At 71.8% G+C, this 22,185-nt stretch carries 22 protein-coding genes; 8 read left to right on the forward strand and 14 right to left on the reverse strand.

The annotated features are described in order from the left end of the window. Window positions 1-3 precede the first annotated feature (3 nt). Complete coding sequence (locus tag ACZ5GP_RS13315) at window positions 4-627, reverse strand: CGNR zinc finger domain-containing protein (RefSeq protein ID WP_468750963.1); 624 nt, start codon at window positions 625-627, stop codon at window positions 4-6. 240 nt (window positions 628-867) lie between these two features. On the opposite strand from ACZ5GP_RS13315, the gene ACZ5GP_RS13320 reads away from it, so the two are divergent. Next, on the forward strand, window positions 868-2,049 hold the full coding sequence (locus ACZ5GP_RS13320) for an NADH:flavin oxidoreductase (protein ID WP_468750964.1): 1,182 nt from the start codon (window positions 868-870) through the stop codon (window positions 2,047-2,049). A 108-nt stretch (window positions 2,050-2,157) separates the two neighbouring features. Here ACZ5GP_RS13320 and ACZ5GP_RS13325 read toward each other — a convergent pair whose 3' ends face one another. From ACZ5GP_RS13325 to ACZ5GP_RS13355, 7 genes are all read right to left on the reverse strand, one after another. Continuing rightward, a complete protein-coding gene (locus ACZ5GP_RS13325) occupies window positions 2,158-2,571 on the reverse strand; it encodes a DUF3151 domain-containing protein (protein WP_468750965.1) in 414 nt (137 codons plus the stop codon). An 81-nt stretch (window positions 2,572-2,652) separates the two neighbouring features. After that, complete coding sequence (gene fbaA / locus ACZ5GP_RS13330; RefSeq protein ID WP_205040202.1) at window positions 2,653-3,675, reverse strand: class II fructose-bisphosphate aldolase; 1,023 nt, start codon at window positions 3,673-3,675, stop codon at window positions 2,653-2,655. Window positions 3,676-3,774: 99 nt separating this feature from the next. Continuing rightward, window positions 3,775-4,329, reverse strand: a complete 555-nt coding sequence (gene pyrE / locus ACZ5GP_RS13335; RefSeq protein ID WP_358583625.1) for an orotate phosphoribosyltransferase — start codon at window positions 4,327-4,329, stop codon at window positions 3,775-3,777. Window positions 4,330-4,339: 10 nt separating this feature from the next. After that, window positions 4,340-5,134 (reverse strand): aldose epimerase family protein, encoded by a 795-nt coding sequence (locus ACZ5GP_RS13340; protein ID WP_468750966.1) that lies wholly within the window; start codon window positions 5,132-5,134, stop codon window positions 4,340-4,342. Window positions 5,135-5,159: 25 nt separating this feature from the next. Continuing rightward, complete coding sequence (locus tag ACZ5GP_RS13345) at window positions 5,160-6,014, reverse strand: SRPBCC family protein (RefSeq protein WP_468750967.1); 855 nt, start codon at window positions 6,012-6,014, stop codon at window positions 5,160-5,162. Between the two features lie 60 nt (window positions 6,015-6,074). After that, window positions 6,075-7,643, reverse strand: coding sequence for a polyamine aminopropyltransferase (locus ACZ5GP_RS13350; RefSeq protein ID WP_468750968.1), 1,569 nt, complete (start codon window positions 7,641-7,643; stop codon window positions 6,075-6,077). An 84-nt stretch (window positions 7,644-7,727) separates the two neighbouring features. Beyond that, window positions 7,728-8,252 (reverse strand): DUF2617 family protein, encoded by a 525-nt coding sequence (locus ACZ5GP_RS13355; RefSeq protein ID WP_468750969.1) that lies wholly within the window; start codon window positions 8,250-8,252, stop codon window positions 7,728-7,730. Window positions 8,253-9,084: 832 nt separating this feature from the next. Between ACZ5GP_RS13355 and ACZ5GP_RS13360 the strand changes: the two genes are divergently transcribed. From ACZ5GP_RS13360 to ACZ5GP_RS13375, 4 genes are all read left to right on the forward strand, one after another. After that, window positions 9,085-10,281, forward strand: a complete 1,197-nt coding sequence (locus ACZ5GP_RS13360; protein WP_468750970.1) for a pyridoxal phosphate-dependent aminotransferase — start codon at window positions 9,085-9,087, stop codon at window positions 10,279-10,281. Between the two features lie 8 nt (window positions 10,282-10,289). Continuing rightward, on the forward strand, window positions 10,290-10,646 hold the full coding sequence (locus ACZ5GP_RS13365) for a DUF952 domain-containing protein (RefSeq protein WP_468750971.1): 357 nt from the start codon (window positions 10,290-10,292) through the stop codon (window positions 10,644-10,646). A 154-nt stretch (window positions 10,647-10,800) separates the two neighbouring features. Continuing rightward, complete coding sequence (locus ACZ5GP_RS13370; protein WP_468750972.1) at window positions 10,801-12,009, forward strand: cytochrome P450; 1,209 nt, start codon at window positions 10,801-10,803, stop codon at window positions 12,007-12,009. A gap of 10 nt (window positions 12,010-12,019) precedes the next feature. After that, window positions 12,020-13,117, forward strand: coding sequence for a type III polyketide synthase (locus tag ACZ5GP_RS13375; protein ID WP_468750973.1), 1,098 nt, complete (start codon window positions 12,020-12,022; stop codon window positions 13,115-13,117). A gap of 88 nt (window positions 13,118-13,205) precedes the next feature. Here the strand turns inward: ACZ5GP_RS13375 and ACZ5GP_RS13380 are convergent, their stop codons facing one another. Both ACZ5GP_RS13380 and clpB read right to left on the reverse strand, forming a co-directional pair. After that, window positions 13,206-13,751, reverse strand: coding sequence for a type III secretion system chaperone family protein (locus tag ACZ5GP_RS13380; protein WP_468750974.1), 546 nt, complete (start codon window positions 13,749-13,751; stop codon window positions 13,206-13,208). A gap of 149 nt (window positions 13,752-13,900) precedes the next feature. Next, complete coding sequence (gene clpB, locus ACZ5GP_RS13385) at window positions 13,901-16,522, reverse strand: ATP-dependent chaperone ClpB (RefSeq protein WP_468750975.1); 2,622 nt, start codon at window positions 16,520-16,522, stop codon at window positions 13,901-13,903. Between the two features lie 155 nt (window positions 16,523-16,677). Here clpB and ACZ5GP_RS13390 point away from each other — a divergent pair, with 155 nt between their 5' ends. After that, a complete protein-coding gene (locus tag ACZ5GP_RS13390) occupies window positions 16,678-17,112 on the forward strand; it encodes a pyridoxamine 5'-phosphate oxidase family protein (RefSeq protein ID WP_468750976.1) in 435 nt (144 codons plus the stop codon). Between the two features lie 146 nt (window positions 17,113-17,258). On the opposite strand, the gene ACZ5GP_RS13395 is transcribed toward ACZ5GP_RS13390, so the two are convergent. After that, a complete protein-coding gene (locus tag ACZ5GP_RS13395; RefSeq protein ID WP_468750977.1) occupies window positions 17,259-17,618 on the reverse strand; it encodes a hypothetical protein in 360 nt (119 codons plus the stop codon). Window positions 17,619-17,978: 360 nt separating this feature from the next. On the opposite strand from ACZ5GP_RS13395, the gene ACZ5GP_RS13400 reads away from it, so the two are divergent. Then, window positions 17,979-18,983 carry a helix-turn-helix transcriptional regulator gene (locus ACZ5GP_RS13400; RefSeq protein ID WP_361079824.1) on the forward strand — a complete coding sequence of 335 codons (1,005 nt, stop codon included), beginning with the start codon at window positions 17,979-17,981 and terminating at the stop codon, window positions 18,981-18,983. Window positions 18,984-19,092: 109 nt separating this feature from the next. Continuing rightward, a complete protein-coding gene (locus ACZ5GP_RS13405; protein WP_468750978.1) occupies window positions 19,093-19,875 on the forward strand; it encodes a helix-turn-helix transcriptional regulator in 783 nt (260 codons plus the stop codon). Here ACZ5GP_RS13405 and ACZ5GP_RS13410 read toward each other — a convergent pair. The 3 genes from ACZ5GP_RS13410 to dnaJ all read right to left on the reverse strand — a co-directional run bounded on the left by ACZ5GP_RS13410 (window position 19,838) and on the right by dnaJ (window position 22,173). Further along, the gene (locus tag ACZ5GP_RS13410; RefSeq protein ID WP_468750979.1) at window positions 19,838-20,383 is read right to left on the reverse strand and encodes a hypothetical protein; all 546 of its coding nucleotides are present in this window, start codon (window positions 20,381-20,383) and stop codon (window positions 19,838-19,840) included. The two genes, ACZ5GP_RS13405 and ACZ5GP_RS13410, sit on opposite strands and share 38 nt — an antisense overlap. Window positions 20,384-20,513: 130 nt before the next feature. After that, window positions 20,514-20,978, reverse strand: a complete 465-nt coding sequence (locus ACZ5GP_RS13415; protein WP_468750980.1) for a heat shock protein transcriptional repressor HspR — start codon at window positions 20,976-20,978, stop codon at window positions 20,514-20,516. Window position 20,979: 1 nt separating this feature from the next. Then, window positions 20,980-22,173 carry a molecular chaperone DnaJ gene (gene dnaJ / locus ACZ5GP_RS13420; RefSeq protein WP_468750981.1) on the reverse strand — a complete coding sequence of 398 codons (1,194 nt, stop codon included), beginning with the start codon at window positions 22,171-22,173 and terminating at the stop codon, window positions 20,980-20,982. Window positions 22,174-22,185 lie beyond the last annotated feature (12 nt).

The raw sequence follows: 22,185 nt of genomic DNA on the forward strand, positions 1-22,185 counted from the left end.
GGGCTAAAGCTTGACGCTGCTGTCGCCGACGCCGTCCTGGACGCGGCGCCGCTCCCGACAGGCCCGCAGGTGGGCGGCGTTCCCGCAGCCCCGCACCGAGTGCCAGACGCCGCTGTTGTTGCGGGAGCGGTCGTAGAACGCGGCGGCGCAGGAGGCGTTGCGGCAGATCTTCAGGCGGCGCCACACGCCCGAGGTCTGGGCCAGCAGCGACTCGGCGAGCACGGCGGAGGCCAGCCAGCGCGCCCCCGCGCCCTCCGGTTCCACGGTCAGCGTGCCGTCACCCGCGAGTCCGACGACCACGGGCGCGGAGGTGAAGCGCACCGCCGTCCCGCTCCGGTCACCGGCGGCCAGCGCGCGCCGCACCTGATCCCGCAGGCAGCGCAGCTTCGGCAGGTCGTCGTCGGTCAGTACGAGCTGGACGTCGGCCCGGCCCGTCTCGCGGGCCCATCCGCGCACCGCCCCGTCGGCCCACTCCTGGGCGGCGCCGAGCGCGCCGTCGGCCAGCAGGTCGGGCAGGTCGGCGGGGCCGGGCCGGTCGGCCGGCGCGGTGTTCAGGAGCTCCTGGACGAGGGCGAGGCCGCCCGGCGCGGGACTCAGGCAGTGGCGCTCGGTCGCTGGCCAGTTCATGCCTCTCACGGTACCCGTCCCGAAGGCGACAACAGCAAAAGGCATACAGTGCTGTCAGCATCGTAGGACGCCATTCGTAGTGGGGGCCGGAACGAACGCCGGTCGAACGTCGGCTGCACGTCGGCCGAAGGCCGAGCCGAACGCCGGACCGACCCCGGTGACACCCCGGACCGGCCGGCCCCGGCGACACGCCGGACCGAGCCCGGACCCCACGCCGGACCGAGAGCCCAGGAGGGCCGCATGGAAGCCACGGAAGCGACGCCGGAAAGCACGCCGGAGGCGACGCCGGAAGCCACCGCCGCGACGGGAACGAGCGACACACGCGCCGCACGTGTTCTCGGCCGCCCCTTCGACATCAACGGCCTCACCCTGCCCAACCGCATCGCCATGGCCCCCATGACCCGTGAGTTCTCGCCCGACGGCGTGCCGGGCACGGATGTCGCCGAGTACTACGCCCGCCGCGCGGCCGGCGGCGTCGGCCTCATCGTCACCGAGGGCACCTACGTCGACCACCCCTCGGCCGGCAGCAGCCACCGCGTCCCCCACTTCCACGGCGAGGCCGCGCTCGCGGGCTGGCAGCGGGTCGCCGAGGCCGTGCACGCGGCGGGCGGGAAGATCGTCCCGCAGCTCTGGCACGTGGGCGTGACCCGCGACGAGGGCCAGGGCCCGATCCCCTCGGCGCCCTCGGTGGGCCCCTCCGGCATCGGTCTGGACGGCGCGGCCAAGGGTCACACGATGACCGGCGCGGACATCGACGCGGTCATCGCCGCCTTCGCCGACAGCGCGGCGGCCGCCGAGCGGATCGGCTTCGACGGGGTCGAACTGCACGGCGCGCACGGCTACTTGATCGACCAGTTCCTCTGGGGCACCACCAACCGCCGCACCGACGGCTACGGCGGCGACCTCGCGTCCCGCACCCGCTTCGCGCGGGAGATCGTGGCAGCGGTGCGCGCGGCGGTCTCGCCGACGTTCCCGGTGATATTCCGCCTCTCCCAGTGGAAGGCGTACGCCTTCGACGCGCGGCTCGCCACCGACCCGGCGGAACTGGAGTCGCTGCTGACGCCGCTGGCGGACGCGGGCGTCGACGCCTTCCACGCCTCCACGCGGCGCTACTGGCTGCCCGAGTTCGACGGCAGCGACCTGAACCTCGCGGGCTGGGTCAAGAAGCTCACCGGCAGGGCCACGCTGTCCGTGGGCTCGGTCGGCCTCGACAAGGAGTTCGTGGGCCCGCAGGGCTGGGCCAAGGAGACCGCGTCCACCGGCATCGACCTGCTCCTCGACCGCATGGAGCGGGACGAGTTCGACGTGATCGCGGTGGGCCGCTCCCTGATCGGTGACCCAGAGTGGGCGAACAAGGCGGTGACGGGGCGCCTGGCGGAAGCGGTGCCGTACGACGTGGCGCAGCTGGGCCGGCTGCGCTAGGCGCCGGCCTGTCCAAGAGCCCGTCCGGCGATTGAGGACGAGCCCGCAGGGCGATCGACGGCACGACCGCGCGGGCCCGCGACGCAAGCGACGCGAGCCCGCTCAAGGTCAGCCCAGCGTGACGGCCGCGGTCTGCGAGGAGTCCCGCAGGAAGCCCGCGCAGCGCTCGTACTCCTCCTGCTCGCCGATCGCCTGTGCCGCCCGCGCCAGGGCGTGCAGCGCGCGCAGGAAGCCGCGGTTGGGCTCGTGCTCCCACGGGACGGGCCCGTGGCCCTTCCAGCCGCTGCGGCGCAGTGAGTCCAGGCCGCGGTGGTAGCCGGTGCGGGCGTACGCGTACGACTCCACGACGCTGCCACGCTCGAACGCCTCGTCGGCGAGCTGCGCCCAGGCCAGCGAGGACGTGGGGTACTTGGCGGCGACGTCGGCGGGCGCCGTGCCGTTCGCCAGCAGCTCGCGCGGCTCCGGGTCGTCGGGCAGGTGGGTCGGGGGCGGTCCCCCGAGCAGATCCTTGTGAATGGGCATGGGTTCAGTGTGCTGCATGGCGGTACGGCGAAGGCCCCGGGTCACCCGACCCGGGGCCTTCGTCACGTGGGGCGAGGGGCGCTACTTCAGCTTCGTGCCGGTGGAGCGCAGGTTGGCGCACGCCTCGGTGACCCGCTTGGCCATGCCGGCCTCGGCGAGCTTGCCCCAGGTGCGCGGGTCGTACGTCTTCTTCGAGCCGACCTCGCCGTCGACCTTCAGGACGCCGTCGTAGTTCTTGAACATGTGGTCCGCGACGGGCCGCGTGAACGCGTACTGCGTGTCGGTGTCGAGGTTCATCTTCACGACGCCGTTCTCCAGGGCGGTCGCGATCTCCTCGGCGGTGGAGCCGGAGCCGCCGTGGAAGACGAAGTCGAACGGGGACTGCTTGCCGTACTTGGCGCCCACGCCCTCCTGGAGGTCCTTGAGCAGCTCGGGACGGAGGACGACGTTGCCCGGCTTGTAGACGCCGTGGACGTTGCCGAAGGACGCGGCGAGCAGGTAGCGGCCCTTCTCGCCGAGGCCCAGCGCCTCGGCGGTGCGCAGCGCGTCGTCGACGGTGGTGTACAGCTCGTCGTTGATCTCGTGCGTGACACCGTCCTCCTCGCCGCCGGTCGGGGTGATCTCGACCTCAAGGATGATCTTGGCGGCGGCGGCCTTCGCGAGCAGCTCCTGGCCGATGGCCAGGTTGTCGGCGAGGGTCTCGGCGGAGCCGTCCCACATGTGGGACTGGAAGAGCGGGTTCCGGCCGGCCTTGACGCGCTCGGCGGAGACGTCGAGCAGCGGGCGGACGTAGCCGTCCAGCTTGTCCTTCGGGCAGTGGTCGGTGTGCAGCGCGATGGTGACGTCGTACTTCGCGGCGACGATGTGCGCGAACTCGGCGAGCGCGACCGCGCCGGTCACCATGTCCTTGCTGTACTGGCCGCCCAGGAACTCCGCGCCACCGGTGGAGATCTGGATGATGCCGTCGCTCTCGGCCTCCGCGAAGCCGCGCAGCGCGGCGTGCAGGGTCTGCGAGGAGGTGACGTTGATGGCCGGGTAGGCGAACTTGCCTGCCTTCGCCCGGTCGAGCATCTCGTTGTAGACCTCGGGAGTTGCGATGGGCATGTGTCCGCTCCTTGTGATGTGCGGGTGGGATGCTGTGCTGCTTGACCCTGACCTGGGGGCGACGACATCGTCGCCCCCATCTTTCCAGACGTGCCGGAGTCAGTCGGCCAGACCGAGGTCGTCCTTGGAGTACGCGAAGAGGTACGGCACGCCGGCGCCCTCGGTGATCTTCTCGCCGGCGCCGGTGGCCCGGTCCACGATCGTGGCGACGCCGACGACCTCGGCGCCCGCCTCACGGACGGCCTCGACGGCGGTGAGCGGGGAGCCGCCGGTGGTGGAGGTGTCCTCGACGACGAGCACGCGGCGCCCCTTGATGTCCGGGCCCTCGACGCGGCGCTGCATGCCGTGCGCCTTGGCGGCCTTGCGGACCACGAAGGCGTCCAGGCGCCTGCCACGCGCGGCGGAGGCGTGCAGCATCGCGCCCGCGACGGGGTCCGCGCCCATGGTCAGGCCGCCCACGGCGTCGAAGTCGAGGTCGGCGGTGAGGTCGAGCAGCACCTGGCCCACCAGGGGGGCGGCCTCGCCGTCGAGGGTGATGCGGCGCAGGTCGATGTAGTAATCGGCTTCGAGACCCGAGGAGAGGGTCACCTTGCCGTGCACCACGGCCTTGTCCTTGATCTGCTGGAGCAGCGCGCCACGTACGTCGTCAGTCATGCCTGTCAGCTTAAAGCCGCGTCCAGGTCCAGGTCGTCGCCGTCTCCAGCGGTTCGATGGGGGTGACCAGGCGGGGCGCGGTGTTGAGCCCGTTGGGCGGGCCGGTCTGCGGCTCCACGCACACGGCCGCCTCCTGCTCGTCGTAGACCACGACCCACTGCTCGCGGCTCTTGACGTTCACCGCGAGCCGCCCGGGCCAGGTCAGCGTCACGTCGACGCCGTCGGGCATGCCGAAGCAGTCGTCCCAGGGGCCGGGGCGCGGCTCGACGCGGCGGCCGGTGGGGAGGTGGTCGTCGCCGCGCTCCTCCTGCCAGGCGGGGGCGAAGTCGATCCGCGCGGGCTCGCCGCCGCCGTCCAGGGAGCGGTTGAACCAGGGATGCCAGCCCGCCTGCGCGGGGAAGGAGTCGCCGTACGTCTCGATGCCGAGGCGCAGCGTCAACGCCTCCTCGGTCAGTTCCACGATCTGGGTGACACGCCCCGGGTGGGGCCAGGGGTCGGTGAGGTCGTACGTGAAGACGGCCTCGGTCGGGGAGGTGCGCGCCGTGCGCCACGCGGCGTCGCGGGCGAAGCCGTGGATGGCGTGCGGCGGGGAGTTCAGCGGCATCTGGTGGACGCTCGCGCCGTCGCGGAACCGGCCCCGGTCGATCCGGCCGCACCAGGGCACCATCGGGAAGCAGCCGTACCGCTCCCCCTGGCGCAGCAGCTCGACGCCGTCGATGCGCAGACTCCCGATGCGGCAGCCGTTGCCCGGCCGCACGGTCACTTCCGCGTCGCCCGCGGTCAAAGTCACGTCTTGGGTACTCATCCGGCCGACCCTACGGTGTACGCGGTCACCGGCGGCGGCGCAGGGCACGCCCGACCACGACGGCCGAGGCCAGCGCGAAAGCGGCGGCGGGCGCGGCCCAGCGGAGCGTGGCACCGGCGGAGAGCGTCTCGGGGACGGGCGCCGGCGCGTACCGACCGCGCGGCGGGGCGTGGTCGACCTCCTCGGCGCTGCGGCCGATCATCGTGCGGCGGGCGTGGGCGGCCTCGGCGGGCGGTACGTCGATGTCGCTGACGTCGTCGTCGATGTCGCTGACGTCGATGTCGATCTCGTCCTCGTCGTCGAGGTCGTCGGCGCTGTCGAGGTCGTCCATGCCCTCGATGTCGTCGTCATCGTCGTCGTCATCCTCCGCTCCGGGGGCCCGCGGGGCGAGCGGCGGCGGTGGGACGTCCGTCCCGAAGGCGGCCGGTGCCCCGGCCGGGCCGGAGTCCGCGGGCGCCGCCGCGGCGAGGGCCTCCGCGAACCGTTCCAGGAGTCTGCGCACAGCGGTCTCCACAGCCTGTGGAGAACTTTCCGTGATCCGGCCGTCGGCCGTGGCCGCGCCCTCGAAGGCGATGTTCGTCCCCGCGGTGACGGGCAGCAGCCGCACGGTCAGCGTGAGCCGCACGGAACCGGAGCCGCGCGCCTCCGTCCCCTCGCCCTCGATCACGTACGCCCCGTCGGCGCGGGCCTCGGTCCGCGCCGCGCCCCGGTAGGTGATGGTGTGCCCCGCGACACGCACCTTGAGGCGGCCGGAGACCGGCCCCGCCGTCTCCTGCGCGTCGCGCTGGAGCGCGGGCACCGCCCCGGCGACCCGCTCGGGGTCGGCCAGGACCTGCCGGAGACGCTCTGCGGCAACCGGGACGAACACCTCATGCTCCATGTCGGTGGAGCCTACCCACGCACTCGCGACTATGTGCGCCGGTTCACCGGACCGTGTACGTCAGTTCGCGTAACGCGGATGCACCAGGGTGGACGCCACCAGGCCGGACACCCGGGTGGGCGCGGCCGAGCGCACCCCGGCGCGCACCGCCCGTGACCCGGCCGCCCGCAGCAGCACGGGACGCGCCCGCGAGGCCAGCACGAACCCCCAGTCGCGCGGCGCCCGCGCCCCCGCCGAGGCGCGGGCGGGCCCGGCGGCGAACCCCGAGCGCGGGCCGACCACGCGGTAGGGCACGGTCCGCAGGCCCGCCGCCCGCACCGTCGCCTCCACGGTCCAGAAGATCCGCGGCCGCACCGACACGGGGCCCGCGTGCACGGCGAGGCGCCCTCGGGGGGCCAGGACGCGGGCGGCCAGGCCGTAGAACTCCTGGGAGTACAGCTTCGCGCTCGCGGTGCCGCCCGGGTCCGGCAGGTCGGAGACCACCACGTCGTACGCGGCGCGCTCCGAGCGCAGCCAGCGGAACGCCTCCGCGCGCACCACCCGCACCCGCGGGTCGCGCAGGGCGTGGCCGTTCAGCTCGCTGAGGGCCGCATCGTGCCGGGCGAGGGCGATGACGCCCGCGTCCAGCTCCACGAGGTCGACGCGGCGCACCCCCGGATGGCGCAGCACCTCGCGTGCCGCGAGGCCGTCGCCGCCGCCGAGGATGAGCACGCGCGCGTGGGGGCCGCGCATCGCGGGCCGGACCAGCCCTTCGTGGTAGCGGCGCTCGTCGCGGCCGCTGATGCGCAGGCGCCCGTCGAGGTAGAGGTCCAGGGAGCGCCGCCGCCCTCCGGTGAGGACGACCTCCTGCACCTCGGTCTGGACGGCGACCCGCACGTCCGCGCCGAACACCGCCCGCCGCGCGGCCCGCTCGAAGTCGCCGACGAGGACGGCGGCCGTGGCGAGCACCGACAGGACGAGCACGTTCGCGGCGATCAGCGCGGCCCGCTCGCGCACGCCGAGGTCCCGCCCGAACAGACCGAGGACGAGCGCGCCGCCCGCGACCGCGTTGACCGCGCCGGTGAACAGGGCGCCCGTGAGCTGCCCGAACACCGGCAGCAGCAGGAAGGGGAAGGCGAGGCCGCCGACCAGCGCGCCCACGTAGTCGGCGGCGAACAGGTCGGCGACGGCGCCCCCGGCGTCCTGCCGCCGGATGCGCTGGATGAGGACCATCAGGAGCGGCACCTCGGCGCCGATGAGGACGCCGATGGCCAGCGAGAACGCGACGAGGAGGTGGCGCGAGCCGCCCGCCCAGGCCTCGCCCCGGTCGCCGGTCCACGCGAACGCCGCGTAGAGCGCCATGGCGCTGCACCCGCCGACCAGCGCGAGCGCGGCCTCGATCAGGCCGAACCCGAGGGCGGCGCGGCGCCGCAGCCGCTTGGCGAGCAGCGACCCGATGCCCATGGCGAAGACCATCACGGAGAGCACGACGGAGGCCTGGGTGACCGGGTCGCCGATCAGATAGGCGGCGAGGGCGACGAGTTCGAGTTCGTAGACGAGCCCGCAGGCAGCGCAGACGAACACGCCGACCAGAACGAGGAGCCGTCCTGCCCGGGGTGAGACCGGCAACCGGACCGTCGAGTCGAGCACCGACAGAACGCTACGTCACGGCGGCCTTGCTCCGGGTCCCCCGCACGGGTGCAAAAGGGTCGCGCCGGGCGCGGCGGGTCCCCCTCACAGCGGCGCGGGCAGCGGCATCCGCACCCCCACCCGCGACCGCGTGGCGACCAACTGGCCGTCCTGCGGGTACGCGTGCCAGGTGCGCCACATCACCGAGCCCTCGTGCCGCTGGGCCAGCAGGGCGGTGAAGGCGTGCGGGCTGCCGGGGAAGACCCCCGCGAGACCGTGCGGGTGTTCGGCCACCAGGGCCAGCAACTCCTGGGCGCGGCCCTCGAACCGGCCGCGCGAGAGGGTCTCGACGCGCGCCGCGAACTCGTACTCCCAGTCGCCCACCCGCTTGGAGACGCCCAGCGGGAGCGGCGTGCTGCTGCCGGGGATGCAGGCCACGGTCTCGGAGCAGCTGCCCTGCTCCTCCTCTAGGAGCACCTGGTGGGAGGCCCCGAGGAGTCTCAACTGCATTTTCGCGTCGGCCAGTTCCACGTCGAGGGTGGCGAGCGCGGGCAACGGTTCGCGCCCCAGGGCCCAGGCGAGGTCCGCGGCGCGCGTGTCGGTGTAGACAGTCTTCAGGGTCGTGAGCATGGGTCGGCTCCGCTAACACGCAATGGAGGTGGGGCCGGCGCACCCGGGTCGTGGACCGGGAGGGTCGTGACCGGGAGGTCGGAATACCGGCTCGTGCCCACGTGAACGGCACCGTTCGGGTCTCCGGGCTTTCGTCCGTGAAACCCGTGAGGGACGTCCGAGGGCGGTACTGGCGGTTAAGAGGGAATCATGGTCGACGACAGTGCCACAGCGCTTTTACCCAACTTCGTGTGATTTCCATCCCCCTGGGGGTTGCACAGTTCAACTGTTCAAAGATTCACGACCGTCCGTCCGCCGGAGCGCGCCTCCTCATCTCGCACGCCTGAACGCAACACCGGGGCGCCCGGCGGGAGTTGCCTCCCGCCGGGCGCCCCGGGGAATCGGTGGACCAGCTGCCCCGTGTCAGCTGCCTCCGCCGCATCCGCCCCCGCCCCCGCACGACGAGCCGCCCCCGCACGAGGAACTGCCCCCGCACGAGGAGCCGCCGCCGCAGGAGTGTCCCCCGTGGTGGTGACCGCCGCCCCCGGAGCCGCTGTCGCCGCCCCCGGCCCACCAACTGCCGCCGCCCGCCGTGCTCGACGCCGTGCCCGAGCTCCACCGCGAACCCGTGCGGCGCTTGGCGCTCCCCCGGGAGCCGGCCACCATGGCCACGACGAACATGATCACTCCTGCGAAGATGAAGGCCACGATCACGACCACCACGCTCCTTCCGTTCCTCCGCGACGCGGTCCCCCCGTGGGCCTCGCTCCTCGCGTGACAGGGGGATGCCCTTCGCCGTCGCGGCCCAAAGCAGAGTTGAGGAAGTCCAGAGGTTCGGCGCAGGATGGCGGCCATGACTTCCACCACCGGGAGCGGGCGCCCGCTGCTCAACCGCCGCCTCGCCGAGTTCGGTACGACGATTTTCGCCGAGATGTCCGCGCTCGCCGTGTCGACGGGCGCGATCAACCTGGGTCAGGGCTTCCCGGACACCGACGGACCCGAGTCCGTGCGCGAGGCCGCTGTGCGCGCGCTGCGCGACGGCCGCGGCAACCAGTACCCGCCGGGCCCCGGCGTCCCCGAGCTGCGCACGGCCGTCGCCGCACACCAGCTCTCCCGCTACGCCCTGCGCTACGACCCCGACCGCGAGGTCCTCGTGACGGCCGGCGCCACCGAGGCGATCGCCGCCTCGCTGCTCGCCCTCGTCGAACCGGGCGACGAGGTCATCGCGCTGGAGCCCTACTACGACTCGTACGCCGCCTCGATCGCGCTCGCGGGCGGCACGCGGGTGCCGGTCACGCTGCGGCCCGGCGACGGCCGCTTCCGCCTGGACCTGGACGAGCTGCGCGACGCGATCACGCCCCGCACCCGGCTGCTGCTGCTCAACACCCCGCACAACCCGACCGGCACGGTCCTCACCCGCGCCGAACTGGCCCGGATCGCGGAACTGGCGGTCGAGCACGACCTGCTCGTCATCACCGACGAGGTCTACGAGCACCTGGTCTTCGACGGCGCCGAGCACATCCCGCTCGCCTCCTTCCCCGGCATGCGCGAGCGCACGGTCACCATCGGCTCGGCGGGCAAGACGTTCTCGTTCACCGGCTGGAAGGTCGGCTGGCTGACGTCCACCCCGGAACTGGTCACGGCGGTCCGCTCGGTGAAGCAGTACCTCACCTTCGTCTCCTCGGGCCCCTTCCAGTACGCCGTCGCGGAGGCGCTCGCGCTGCCGGACTCCTTCTTCGACGGCTTCCGCGCCGACATGCGGGCCCGGCGCGACCTGCTCGCCGAGGGCCTCGCCGCCGCCGGCTTCGACGTCTACCGCCCGGCCGGCACGTACTTCATCACCACCGACATCCGCCCCCTCGGCGAGAGCGACGGCTTCGCCTTCTGCCGCTCGCTCCCCGAGCGGGCCGGCGTCGTCGCCATCCCGAACGCCGTCTTCTACGACCACCGCGAGGCGGGCGCGCCCTTCGTCCGCTTCGCCTTCTGCAAGAAGGCATCCGTCCTGGAGGAGGCCGTCACCCGCCTCAAGCGGCTGACGGTCCCGCTATAACTGGTCGCATGATCTATCACGCGGCACCCCTCGAGCGCTGGCTGGCCGATCCCGAGCGCCCTTACGCGCCGCCGACTCTGCACAGGGACGGGTCGGTCCACTGTGCTCCCAGCACGGAGGCGCTGCTGGCCAGTGCCACCCGTTTCCTGTCGGGGGTGGAGGGTCCGCTCGTCGCGCTGCTCATCGATGAGGCGAAGCTCGATGCCCCGGTGAGCTGGGAGGAACCCGCCGCGGCCGCGCCTTCCGGGGCGCCGGCGGTCTCGATGCCCCGCATCCGGGGCCCCGTCAACCGCGGGGCGGTCGTCGACGTGCTGGAGATCGCGCGGGACGACGACGGCCGGGCCCGCGAACTCCTGCGGAGGTAACCCCCGGGAAGGCCCGCGTGGGGCGATGACCCTAAGTGCGATAGTCGGGTTATTACTCCATAAAGGTGGCAATGAGATGCTTTCCTGCTGAACGTGGGCAGGAATATGCCAAGGACACGCGCGGGCCGGGTCCAGCCACAAGGGGAGTGCCAGGATGACTGCTGCCGACGTTGTGCGGACGTGTCCTTTCCGACACGACGACGCCCTCGAACCGGATCCGGTCATGGCCCGTATGCGCGACGAGTCGCCTGTCGCCCGGGTCCGCATGCCCTACGGGGAGGGCGACTGCTGGCTGGTGACGCGCTATGAGGACGTGCGGACGGTGACCTCCGACCGGCGCTTCAGCCGTGCCGCGCTCGTCGACCGCGACTTCCCCCGGATCACCCCGGCCCCCATCGCCCAGCGCGAGGCGATCAACCTGATGGACCCGCCCGCGCTCAATCGCGTGCGCCGGCTGGTCATCAAAGCCTTCACCACACCCCAGGTCGAGGCACTGCGGCCCTGGACGCAGCGCACCGTGGACACGTTGCTGGACAAGATGGAGGCGGGTGGCGCACCCGCCGACATCGTCGCTCATCTTGCGGACCGGCTGCCGCTGATGACGATCTGCCAGCTCATGGACGTGCCGGAAGAGGACCGGCCGCAACTGCGCCGCTGGGCGATGGCCATGATGTCCATGAGGGCCGCCGACCGTTCATCGGCGGCCGAGGCGAAGGCCGGGTTGCGCGCCTATTTCGACGCGCTGACGGCCGCGCGGCGCCGTGACCCGGGCGAAGACCTGATCAGCGCACTGGCCACCGCACGCATCGGCGCGGAAATGCTGGACGAAGGGGAGCTGTCCGTTCTGGCCATGCTCCTGGTCGTCACCGGACACGACACCACCACCTACGACATCAGCAACGTCCTCTACACGCTGCTGACCCGCCCCACACATCTGCGCCGGCTGCGGGACAGCCCCGAACTGGTGCCCCGGGCCCTGGAAGAACTGCTGCGCTACATCCCCTTCCGCCAGGGCGTGGGCATCCCACGGGTGGCGCTGGAGGACGTCGAACTGTCGGGCGTGCTCATCAAGGCGGGTGACATCGTGCACGTGTCCTATCTGACCGCCAACCGCGACGGCCTGGTCTACGAACAGCCCGACGCCCTCGACTTCGAGCGGAAGGACCCGGCCCCGCACATGGCCTTCGGGTACGGCAGCCACCACTGTCTGGGCTCCCACCTCGCCCGTATGGTCCTCCAGGTCTCCATCGGCACCCTGATCGCCCGGTTCCCGAAACTGCGGCTGGCCGTACCGGCGCAGGACGTGCAGTGGAACACCGTGTCGATCTGGCGCTATCCACTGACTCTGCCGGTCGTCTGGTGAGGAGCTGACCATGGCCACTTTGTGCAGACCCGCCATCGCCGTGCCCGAACACGTCATCACCCGGGAGCAGACCCTGGGCCTGGCCCGCGAGCTCCACGCCGGCCACCCGCAACTGGATCTCGCGCTGCGCCTCATCGCCAACACCGGGGTCCAGACCCGCCACCTGGTGCAACCCATCGAGGACACCCTGCGCCACCCGGGCCTCACCCGACGCAACGCCCTGTACGAGGCAGAGGCGAAGTCACGGGTCCCCGAAGCCGTGCACCGGGCGCTGGAGCACGCCCAGCTGACGCCCGAGGACATCGACATGATCGTCTACGTGTCCTGCACGGGCTTCATGATGCCCTCGCTGACCGCCTGGCTCATCAACACCCTGGGCTTTCGACCGCAGACCCGGCAACTGCCGATCGCGCAGCTCGGCTGCGCCGCCGGCGGGGCGGCCATCAACCGCGCCCACGACTTCTGCACCGCCTACCCGCGAGCGAACGTCCTGATCGTCTCCTGCGAGTTCTGCTCACTGTGCTACCAGCCCACGGACCTGCTCGTGGGAAACCTGCTCTCCAACGGCCTGTTCGGGGACGCCATCGCCGCCGCCGTGGTCCGCGGCCAGGGAGGCACCGGCGTACAGCTGCACCACAACGGCTCCCACCTGGTACCGCGCACCGAGGAATGGATCTCCTACGCGGTCCGCGACACCGGCTTCCACTTCCTGCTGGACAAGCGCGTACCGGGCACGATGGCCGACCTCGCACCCGCCCTGCGCGACATGGCCGCACTGCGCGGCTGGGACATCTCGGACCTGGGCTTCTACATCATCCACGCCGGGGGGCCCAGGATCCTCGACGACCTGAGCACCCACCTGGGACTGCCGCCGACGATGTTCCGCTACAGCAGAGCCACCCTCACCGAACGCGGCAACATCGCCAGCGCGGTCATCTTCGATGCCCTGGAACGCCTCTTCCAGGACGGCGGCGCCGACCACGCCGCCTCGGGCGTCATCGCGGGATTCGGCCCCGGCATCACCGCCGAGATCACCCTGGGCGCCTGGGACGCGACCGGAACGAGCGACCCGTCGGCAGTGCACACCCTGGCACAGACACCAGTCTGAGCACGCACCTCACGGGCCATGGCGAAGAGCCCGGCCGGGACGACCTCTCGGGGTCGTCCCGGCCGGGCTCTCGTGGGTGTACGGACCCTCAGGCCTCGTCGCCCGGCTGCTCGCCGGCGTCGCCCTCGGCGGAGTCCACCTCGGACTCCAGACCGAGCTGCTCGACCAGCCAGCGGTCGAACTCGATCGCGGCGCGCACCCAGCTGACCGTCGACGACACGAAGTGCTCCAGGGAGACACCCGTGCCGATCAGCATCTGGGCCTCGCCGATGAGGCGGACCGTGCCGTCGTCGTGCGTGTGGCTGTAGACCTTCGGCCACAGCGTGCGGCGGTTCCAGTCGTCGATCGACTCCAGGAGCTGCTGCTTCTGCTCGATCTGGTGCGGACGGTCGTAGAACGTCCGCACCGAGAAGACCTGCTGGTCGTCCTCGCCGCGGAACATGAAGTACGTACGGAACTCCTCCCACGGCGCCGCGAGGTCACCCTCGTCGTCGACGACGTGCTTGAGCTCCATCTGGTCCAGGAGCTGCTTCACCAGGTCCTGGTCGGGGACGACGGGGCCCGCCGGTCCTGCGCCCTGCTGCGGTTCGGGCTGTCCCCCGAAATTCGGAATCGAGGACGGGTCGATGCTCACGTGCTTTGTCCCTTCGTATGGATGGGCCCATCCTCTCCCAGGAGGGGCCCTCGGGGGCAAGCCCGGCACCTCGTCTGCCGGGTTTCCGCCGTTCGCCGTCTGCGGACAGGCGGTGGCCGGTCGCGCAGTTCCCCGCGCCCCTTGGGGGGCTACAGCGACTTGCCCGGCGTGTCCGGCGAGGGGCCGACGATCAGGCCGTCCTCGCAGCGGTCCACGCGGACCACGTCGCCGTCCTTGACCTCGCCCGCGAGGATCTCCTTGGCGAGGCGGTCGCCGATCGACGTCTGGATCAGGCGCCGCAGGGGACGCGCGCCGTACGCCGGGTCGTTGCCCTCCAGGGCCAGCCAGGCCAGTGCCTCGGGCGTGACCTCCAGGGTCAGGCGCCGCTCGGCGAGCCGCTTGGCGAGCCGGCCGATCTGCAGCTCCGCGATGTGCGCCAGCTCGTCCTTGGTGAGCGCGGAGAAGACCACCAGGTCATCGAGCCGGTTGAGGAACTCGGGCTTGAAGGAGGACCGCACGACCTCCAGGACCTGCTGCTTCTTCTCCTCCTCGGAGGTCAGCGGCTCGACCAGGTACTGGCTGCCGAGGTTGGACGTCAGCACCAGGATGGTGTTGCGGAAGTCCACCGTCCGGCCCTGCCCGTCGGTCAGGCGCCCGTCGTCGAGGACCTGGAGCAGGACGTCGAAGACCTCCGGGTGCGCCTTCTCGACCTCGTCCAGGAGCACCACGCTGTACGGACGCCGCCGCACCGCCTCGGTGAGCTGTCCGCCCTCCTCGTAGCCGACGTAGCCCGGCGGGGCGCCGACGAGCCGCGCGACGCTGTGCTTCTCGCCGTACTCGCTCATGTCGATGCGGACCATGGCCCGCTCGTCGTCGAAGAGGAAGTCCGCGAGGGCCTTGGCCAGCTCCGTCTTGCCGACACCGGTGGGGCCGAGGAAGAGGAACGAGCCGGTGGGCCGGTCGGGGTCGGCGATCCCGGCACGGGTGCGGCGCACCGCGTCGGAGACGGCGCGCACCGCTTCGTGCTGGCCGATGAGCCGCTTGCCCAGCTCGTCCTCCATGCGCAGCAGCTTCTGCGTCTCGCCCTCCAGGAGGCGCCCGGCGGGGATGCCGGTCCACGAGCCGACGACGTCGGCGATGTCGTCGGGGCCGACCTCCTCCTTGACCATGGTGTCCTTGGCCTGGACGGCCTCCTCCTCGGCCTCGGAGGCGGCTTCGAGGTCGCGCTCCAGGGTCGGGATCTCGCCGTAGAGCAGCTTGGAGGCGGTGTCGAAGTCGCCGTCGCGCTGGGCGCGCTCGGCCTGGCCGCGCAGGTCGTCCAGCTTCTCCTTCAGGGCGCCGACGCGGTTGAGGGACTCCTTCTCCTTCTCCCAGCGCGCGGTGAGCCCGCGCAGCTCCTCCTCCTTGTCGGCGAGGTCGCGCCGCAGCTTCTCCAGGCGCTGCTTGCTCGCCGGGTCGGTCTCCTTGCTGAGCGCCAGCTCCTCCATCTTCAGCCGGTCCACGGCGCGCTGGAGCTCGTCGATCTCGACGGGCGAGGAGTCGATCTCCATGCGCAGCCGGGAGGCGGCCTCGTCCACGAGGTCGATGGCCTTGTCCGGCAGGAAGCGGGAGGTGATGTACCGGTCGGAGAGCGTCGCGGCGGCCACCAGGGCGCTGTCGGCGATCTGGACCTTGTGGTGCGCCTCGTAGCGCCCCTTGAGGCCGCGCAGGATCGCGATGGAGTCCTCCACGGACGGCTCGGCGACCAGGACCTGCTGGAAGCGCCTCTCCAGGGCGGGGTCCTTCTCGATCCGCTCGCGGTACTCGTCCAGGGTGGTGGCACCGACCATGCGCAGCTCGCCGCGGGCCAGCATCGGCTTGAGCATGTTGCCCGCGTCCATGGCGGAGTCGCCGCCGGCGCCGGCGCCCACGACGGTGTGCAGCTCGTCGATGAACGTGATGATCTGGCCGTCGCTCTCCTTGATCTCGGACAGGACGGTCTTCAGGCGCTCCTCGAACTCGCCGCGGTACTTGGCGCCCGCGACCATCGCGCCGAGGTCCAGGGAGACCAGCCGCTTGTTCTTCAGCGACTCCGGCACGTCGCCCTTGACGATGCGCTGGGCGAGGCCCTCGACGACGGCGGTCTTGCCGACGCCGGGCTCACCGATGAGCACGGGGTTGTTCTTGGTGCGGCGCGAGAGCACCTGCACGACCCGCCGGATCTCCTGGTCCCGCCCGATGACGGGGTCCAGGCGCCCTTCCCGGGCCGCGGCGGTGAAATCGGTGCCGAACTTCTCCAGCGCCTTGTACTGACCCTCGGGGTCGGGTGTGGTCACCCGGCGTCCTCCCCTTGTCGTCTCGAATGCTTCCAGCAGCTTCTTGTCGGTGGCCCCGTGCCCGGCGAGGGCCTGTCCGGCCCGGCCGCCCTTGGCGGCGATGCCGATGAGCAGGTGCTCGGTGGAGAGGTACTCGTCGCCCAGCTCCTTCGCCCGCTGCGCGGCGTCGGCGATGACGGCGAGCAGTTCGCGGTTGGGCTGCGGTGGCGCGACGGTGGACCCGGTCACGCTCGGCAGCGCGGCCAGGGCCCGCTCGGTGTCCGCGCGCACGGCCGCCTGGTCCGCGTCGACCGCCGCGAGCAGGTCGGTGATGTTCGCGCTTTCCGGCCGTCCTTGGCCCTCCAGGAGGGCCAGCAGCAAGTGCTCCGGCGTCAGGTCGGGGTGGCCGTCCTGTACGGCCCGGTCACCGGCCGCGTTGATGGCGGCACGGCTCCTGTTGGTCAGCTCTGCGTCCACGTGCGCTTGTCCTCCTTACGGACCGAACGGGCTACGGGTCCTGAACTCGGCCGACGGCCGGGTTCCCTCTCACGCTGACTTAATCAACGTACACAAAGTTGAGTCTATTCCACTCAAGGCAGGGGTCGGAAGGTGGGGCGGCTATGTTCCGGTCCATGAGCAGCCACGCATCCGCGCCCATAGATCCGCGGAATCCGCCCGCGCCCTACCTCAGCTTCTGGCGCGAACGGCACCTGTGCACCTTGACCACCCTGCGCCCGGACGGCACCCCGCACGTGGTGCCGGTCGGCGTGACCTACGACCCCCGGACCGGCACCGCCCGCGTCCTCGCGCGCAGGACGAGCCGGAAGGTCGCGCACATCCTCGCGGCGGCGGGCGCGCCGGACGGGCCGGGGGCGCGGGTGGCGGTCTGCCAGTTCGCGGGCCGGCGCTGGGCGACGCTGGAGGGCCGCGCGACGATCAGGACGGAACCGGAGCGGATCGAGGACGCGGAGACGCGCTACGAGGCGCGCTACGAGCGGCGCCCCTCACCCAACCCCGACCGCGTCCTGATCGAGATCGAGGTCACCCGCGCCCTGGGCAAGGCCTGAGCCCGCGCGGGCCCGGCGCCCTGGAGCGCACGCCCCGTACGCGCCACCGGCCGCGCACGCCACAGCGGCGCCACCGTGTTCAGGTCCACGGTGACGCCGCTGCTGGGGGAAGCACCTGCGCGATTTACAACGACGGGGGAATCGCGTCAGGCGCTGCGGGGGGTGGCTGTGATGCTGTCCGGGGCGCTCGTCATGGCCCCCGGGTCCTGCTGTTCGCCCTCTCCGACCAACTGGTGGTCGCGGCGGTCGAGATTGACGAAGACCATCCCGTACCGGATGGCGCACCGCACGGGCTGCGGCGCTCCTCGCGGCCGCCGCAGGCACCGGTAGGCCCGGATCTCCTCCTCGTCGTCGCGGGTGACGACGATCGGCTCGCCGAGCAGGGTGACCATCAGCGAGTCGCCGCGATGCGGGATCGCGGTCACGAGATCGATGAAGTGCCATCCGGAGCGATAGGCGGTGGCCATCTCGCGGCGGAAGGTGCGGTCGTCAGGAGGAGTGCTCATGTGTGCGCACCCTTCGGGCCCACGGTCCAGCCCGTGTCCCCCGCCGGGAGCGCCTCCACGCTGGTCCAACCGGTGTCCACCGGAAGCGCCTGCACGCTGGTCCAACCGGTGTCCGCCGGGTTCGCCACCGCGGAATTTCCGCTGCCAAGGCCCGAGCCGCTCTGGGCACCGAGGGCCACAGCGGCAGAGAAGACCGCGGCAAGCACTGAGCCAAGTATTCTCACGCGCATAGTCGGCTTCGTCCTCACTTGATGGATTCCTCTCCCCCGGCCATGAAGACGATGGCTCATTCAGGCATGTCAACGCCACAGGAGCGATGCATCATGTTCTTGCACGTTCAGGACCCTGGGGGGTGGAGATATGACCACAAGCAACACAAAACCGACACATCCCCATGCTGTCACTGACCTGTGCGACGAGGGGGCACGGCTTTACGCCAACGCGCTGCGTTCCGGACGCATCAATCGTGTCGAAGCGGAACTGGCCCCGTGCCTCGTGGAATTCGCACTGCTGCACCCGGATCCGGATGACGCCAACTGGCTCCGCCCGGTTCCCCCGTCCGTCGCCCTCGCCCAACGTCTGCACCCGCTGGAACGCGAGATCCAGGACCGCAGGCGGCTCGCCATCGAGCTGACGGACTCCTTCGAACAGTTCGTCACGATCAGCGCCCAGAGCCCCGCGAACATCCACGCGATCACCGTCCTCGAGGGCTTCGACCGCATCAACGCCGCGCTGAATTCGGCCACCGCCGAGTGCAACACGTCCGTGCTGACCATCCAGCCCGGCGGCGGCCGCCCGGTGGACGCCCTGACCCAGGCCCTGGAGCGGGACCGGCCCCTGACCGACCGCGGCGTCAGCATCCGCACCCTCTACCAGCACACCGCCCGCCACAGCCAGGGAACGCTGGCCTACGTGGACCGCATCTCGGGCGGCAAGGTCCAGGTCCGCACCCTGGAGGAGCTGATCGAGCGGCTGATCATATTCGACCGGACCGTGGCCTTCATCCCGGCGAGCGACGACCGGCGCGTGGCCCTCGAACTGCGCCACCCCGGCCTGGTCGAGTACCTCAGCAAGGTCTTCGAGCAGCTCTGGGAGCGCGCGGTGCCGCTGACCGAGGAAGTCCCCTACGACATCGCGCCCAACGGCATCACGGGCGTCCAGCGCTCCATCGCCAAGCTGTTGATCGAGGGTCACGTCGACGAGGCGATCGCCCGCCGGCTCGGCATGAACGTCCGCACCTGCCGCGCCCACATCGCCAAGATCGCCGCGGCCCTCGGCAGCGGCAGCCGCGCCCAGCTCGGCTACCTCATCGCCCAGTCGGGCATCCTCGACCAGGCGAAGCTCAGCCCGGACCGCCCGAAGTAACCGCCCGAACCAGCCGCCAGAAGTGGACACTTCAATCACGGCAGGACAGTCCGCACCCGCACCCTCTGCATAGAATCGCCGCGCTTCAACCGAGCGGGAGGGAGCACACATGGCCAGGGAACTCACGACGCACGCAGTGACGGATCTCTGCGAGGCGGGCTCGGCCGTATACCTGCGCCGGGCCCTCCGCGCCGGTCGTATCCGTGGCGAGGACGTCACGGGCGCCTCCTTCCCGGAGGCGCACATCACCGTCCTGGACGGCGTCGGCCGCATCAACGCGGCCATCGACCGCGCGATGGACGACGTCAGGGAGGAGTTTTTGGCCATTCAGCCCGGCGGCACCCGGCCGCCGGAGACGCTGGCCGAGGCCTTCCCGCGCGACCAGGCGATCCTCAGCCGCGGCTGCCGGATGCGGACCCTCTACCAGCACACGACGCGCCATTCCCTGCCCGTGCTCGGCTATCTGGAGCAGCTGCACGGCGACGCCGAGGCCCGCACCCTGGACGAGGTGACCGACCGTCTCTTCGTCTTCGACCGGGCCGTCGCGTTCATCCCGGCGAGCAAGGACCGCAGCATCGCCCTGGAGGTGCGCCACCCGGCCCTCGTGGAGTACTTCACCACCACCTTCCGGCGGCTGTGGCGGCTGGCCACGCCCATGTGGCCGCAGGCCGCCCCGCAGGTCTCGGAAGGCGGCGTGACACCCCGCCAGCGGGCCATCGCGGGTCTCCTCGTCGAAGGCCTCACCGACGCCGAGATCGCCGACCGCCTCGGCATGAACATCCGTACGGCCCGCGTCCACATCGCCAAGCTCGCCGCCACCCTCGGCAGCGGCAGCCGCGCCCAGCTCGGCTACCTCATCGGCCGGTCGGGGCTCCTGGAGCGGGACCAGTAGCGTCCGCCACCGCCAGCCACTCGCGCAGCAGCGCCTCCCGCGCGGCCGCCCGGGGCGAGCCCCCCTCGTGCCGGCGGCCCCACTCCGCCATCGCCGACAGCGTCGTCAGGAGGGTGGCCGCGCCCTGGGTGAGGCGGCCGAGCAGCGCGCGGGAGAGGTCGTACTCCGTCGCGGAGTAGCCGACCGCCGGGGCGGTGTACGCCGTCAGTTCCGTCTCCCCCGTGGCGCCGCCGATCCGCACCGTCATCGTCGGGGCCTCGTCCGAGCCGCCCAGGCCGACCGTCAGCACGAGGTCGACGGCCACGCCCACATGCCGTTTGAACGACTTCACCGGTACGTCGTCGATGGTCAGCGTGTGGACGTCCGCCCACGGCCAGAACGCCGACTGCCGGTCCCCGAGGGCCGCCACGCCCTCCGGCGTCAGCCGCACCCCGGGGGCGAGCCCGGACGGCTTCGCGCCCACGTACACATCGCCCTCGGCGATCCAGAACAGCCCCACCATGGCCATGGCCGGCTCAACTCCCCGTTCGAACAGCGGAAAACAGCGAACGGGGGCCGGGAGGTTGCCACCTCCCGGCCCCTGCGTCAGCCTACTCAGGCCGTGCGAACCGCCGCCGGTCCCCTATGCCTCGGTGTCCCTACTGCTCGTGCGTCCTCTTGGGCCGCCACACCACGAGCGCGCTCGCCTGCTGCACGTCCTGGTACGGGACGAGGTCGCGGCGGTAGGAGGCGTGCACCGCCGCTTCGCGCTGCTGCATGGCCGCGGCGGCGCCCTCCACGGCCGCGGACAGCTCCGCGACGCGCGACTGGAGCGCCGCGACCTGGTTCTCCAGCTCGATGATGCGCTTGATGCCGGCGAGGTTGATGCCCTCCTCCTGCGACAACTGCTGCACCGTGCGCAGCAGTTCGATGTCACGGGCGGAGTAGCGGCGGCCGCGGCCCGCGGTGCGGTCCGGGGAGACCAGGCCCAGTCGGTCGTACTGGCGCAGGGTCTGCGGGTGCAGGCCGCTGAGCTGGGCGGCCACCGAGATGACGTACACCGGCGTCTCGTCGGTGAGTTGGTACGCCCTACTGAATCCGGACTGTCGACGGCGGCCGTCCATCTCATGCTCCCTTCGCGGCCTGGAACAGTTCTGCCCGCGGGTCGTCCCCCGCGGTCGCCTCGCGGTAGGCCTCCAGGGCCTCCTTGGCGGCGTCCGACAGAGAGGTCGGGACCGACACCTCCACCGTCACCAGGAGATCGCCCCGGGTGCCGTCCTTGCGGACCGCGCCCTTGCCGCGGGCCCGCATCGTACGGCCGTTGGGCGTGCCCGGGGGCAGCTTCAGCGTGACGGCGGGTCCGCCCAGGGTCGGGACCTTGACCTCACCGCCCAGCGCCGCCTCGGGGTAGGTCACCGGCACGGTGACCGTGAGGTTGTCGCCCTTGCGGCCGAACACGGGGTGGGCGTCGACGTGCACGACCACGTACAGGTCGCCGGCCGGACCGCCCCGCTCGCCGGGCGCGCCCTTGCCGCGGAGCCTGATCCGCTGGCCGTCGCTCACCCCGGCCGGGATGCGCACCTGCATGGTGCGGGAGGACTTCGCGCGCCCCGAGCCGTGGCAGGCCTCGCAGGGGTCCTGGGCGATCAGGCCCCGGCCCTTGCAGTCCACGCACGGGTCGGTCAGCGAGAAGCCGCCGCCACCGCCCCGCGAGACCTGGCCCGTGCCGACGCAGGTCGGGCACACGCGCGGCGTGCCGTTCTTGTCGCCGGTGCCGGAACAGGCCTTGCAGGCGGCCTGGGAGGACATGCGCAGCGGCACCGTGGCGCCGTCCACCGCCTCCGTGAAGCTCAGCGTGACCTCGGACTCGATGTCCTGGCCGCGCCTGGGCTGCGTACGCGTGCCGGCACCGGCACCCGCGCCGCCGCGGTTGAACAGGCCCCCGAAGACGTCACCGAGACCGCCCCCGAAGCCGCCGCCGGCCGCCCCACCGCCACCCGGGGCGCCGCCTCCGAAGAGGTCGCCCAGGTCGAAGTTGAACGTGCCGCCGGCGCCTGCGGGGCCCTGGCGGAATCCGCCGTTGCCGAAGAGGGCACGCGCCTCGTCGTACTCCTTGCGCTTCTTGGGGTCACCGAGGACGTCGTTCGCCTCGGAGATCTCCTTGAAGCGCTCCTCCGCCTTGACGTTGCCCTTGTTGGCGTCCGGGTGGTTCTCGCGGGCGAGCTTCCGGTACGCCTTCTTGATCTCGGCCTCGGTGGCGTCCTTGGGGACGCCGAGGACCTTGTAGTAGTCCTTCTCGATGAAGTCCTTGGTGCTCATCCCCGACGTCCC

This window comes from Streptomyces sp. NPDC031466, assembly GCF_055581265.1.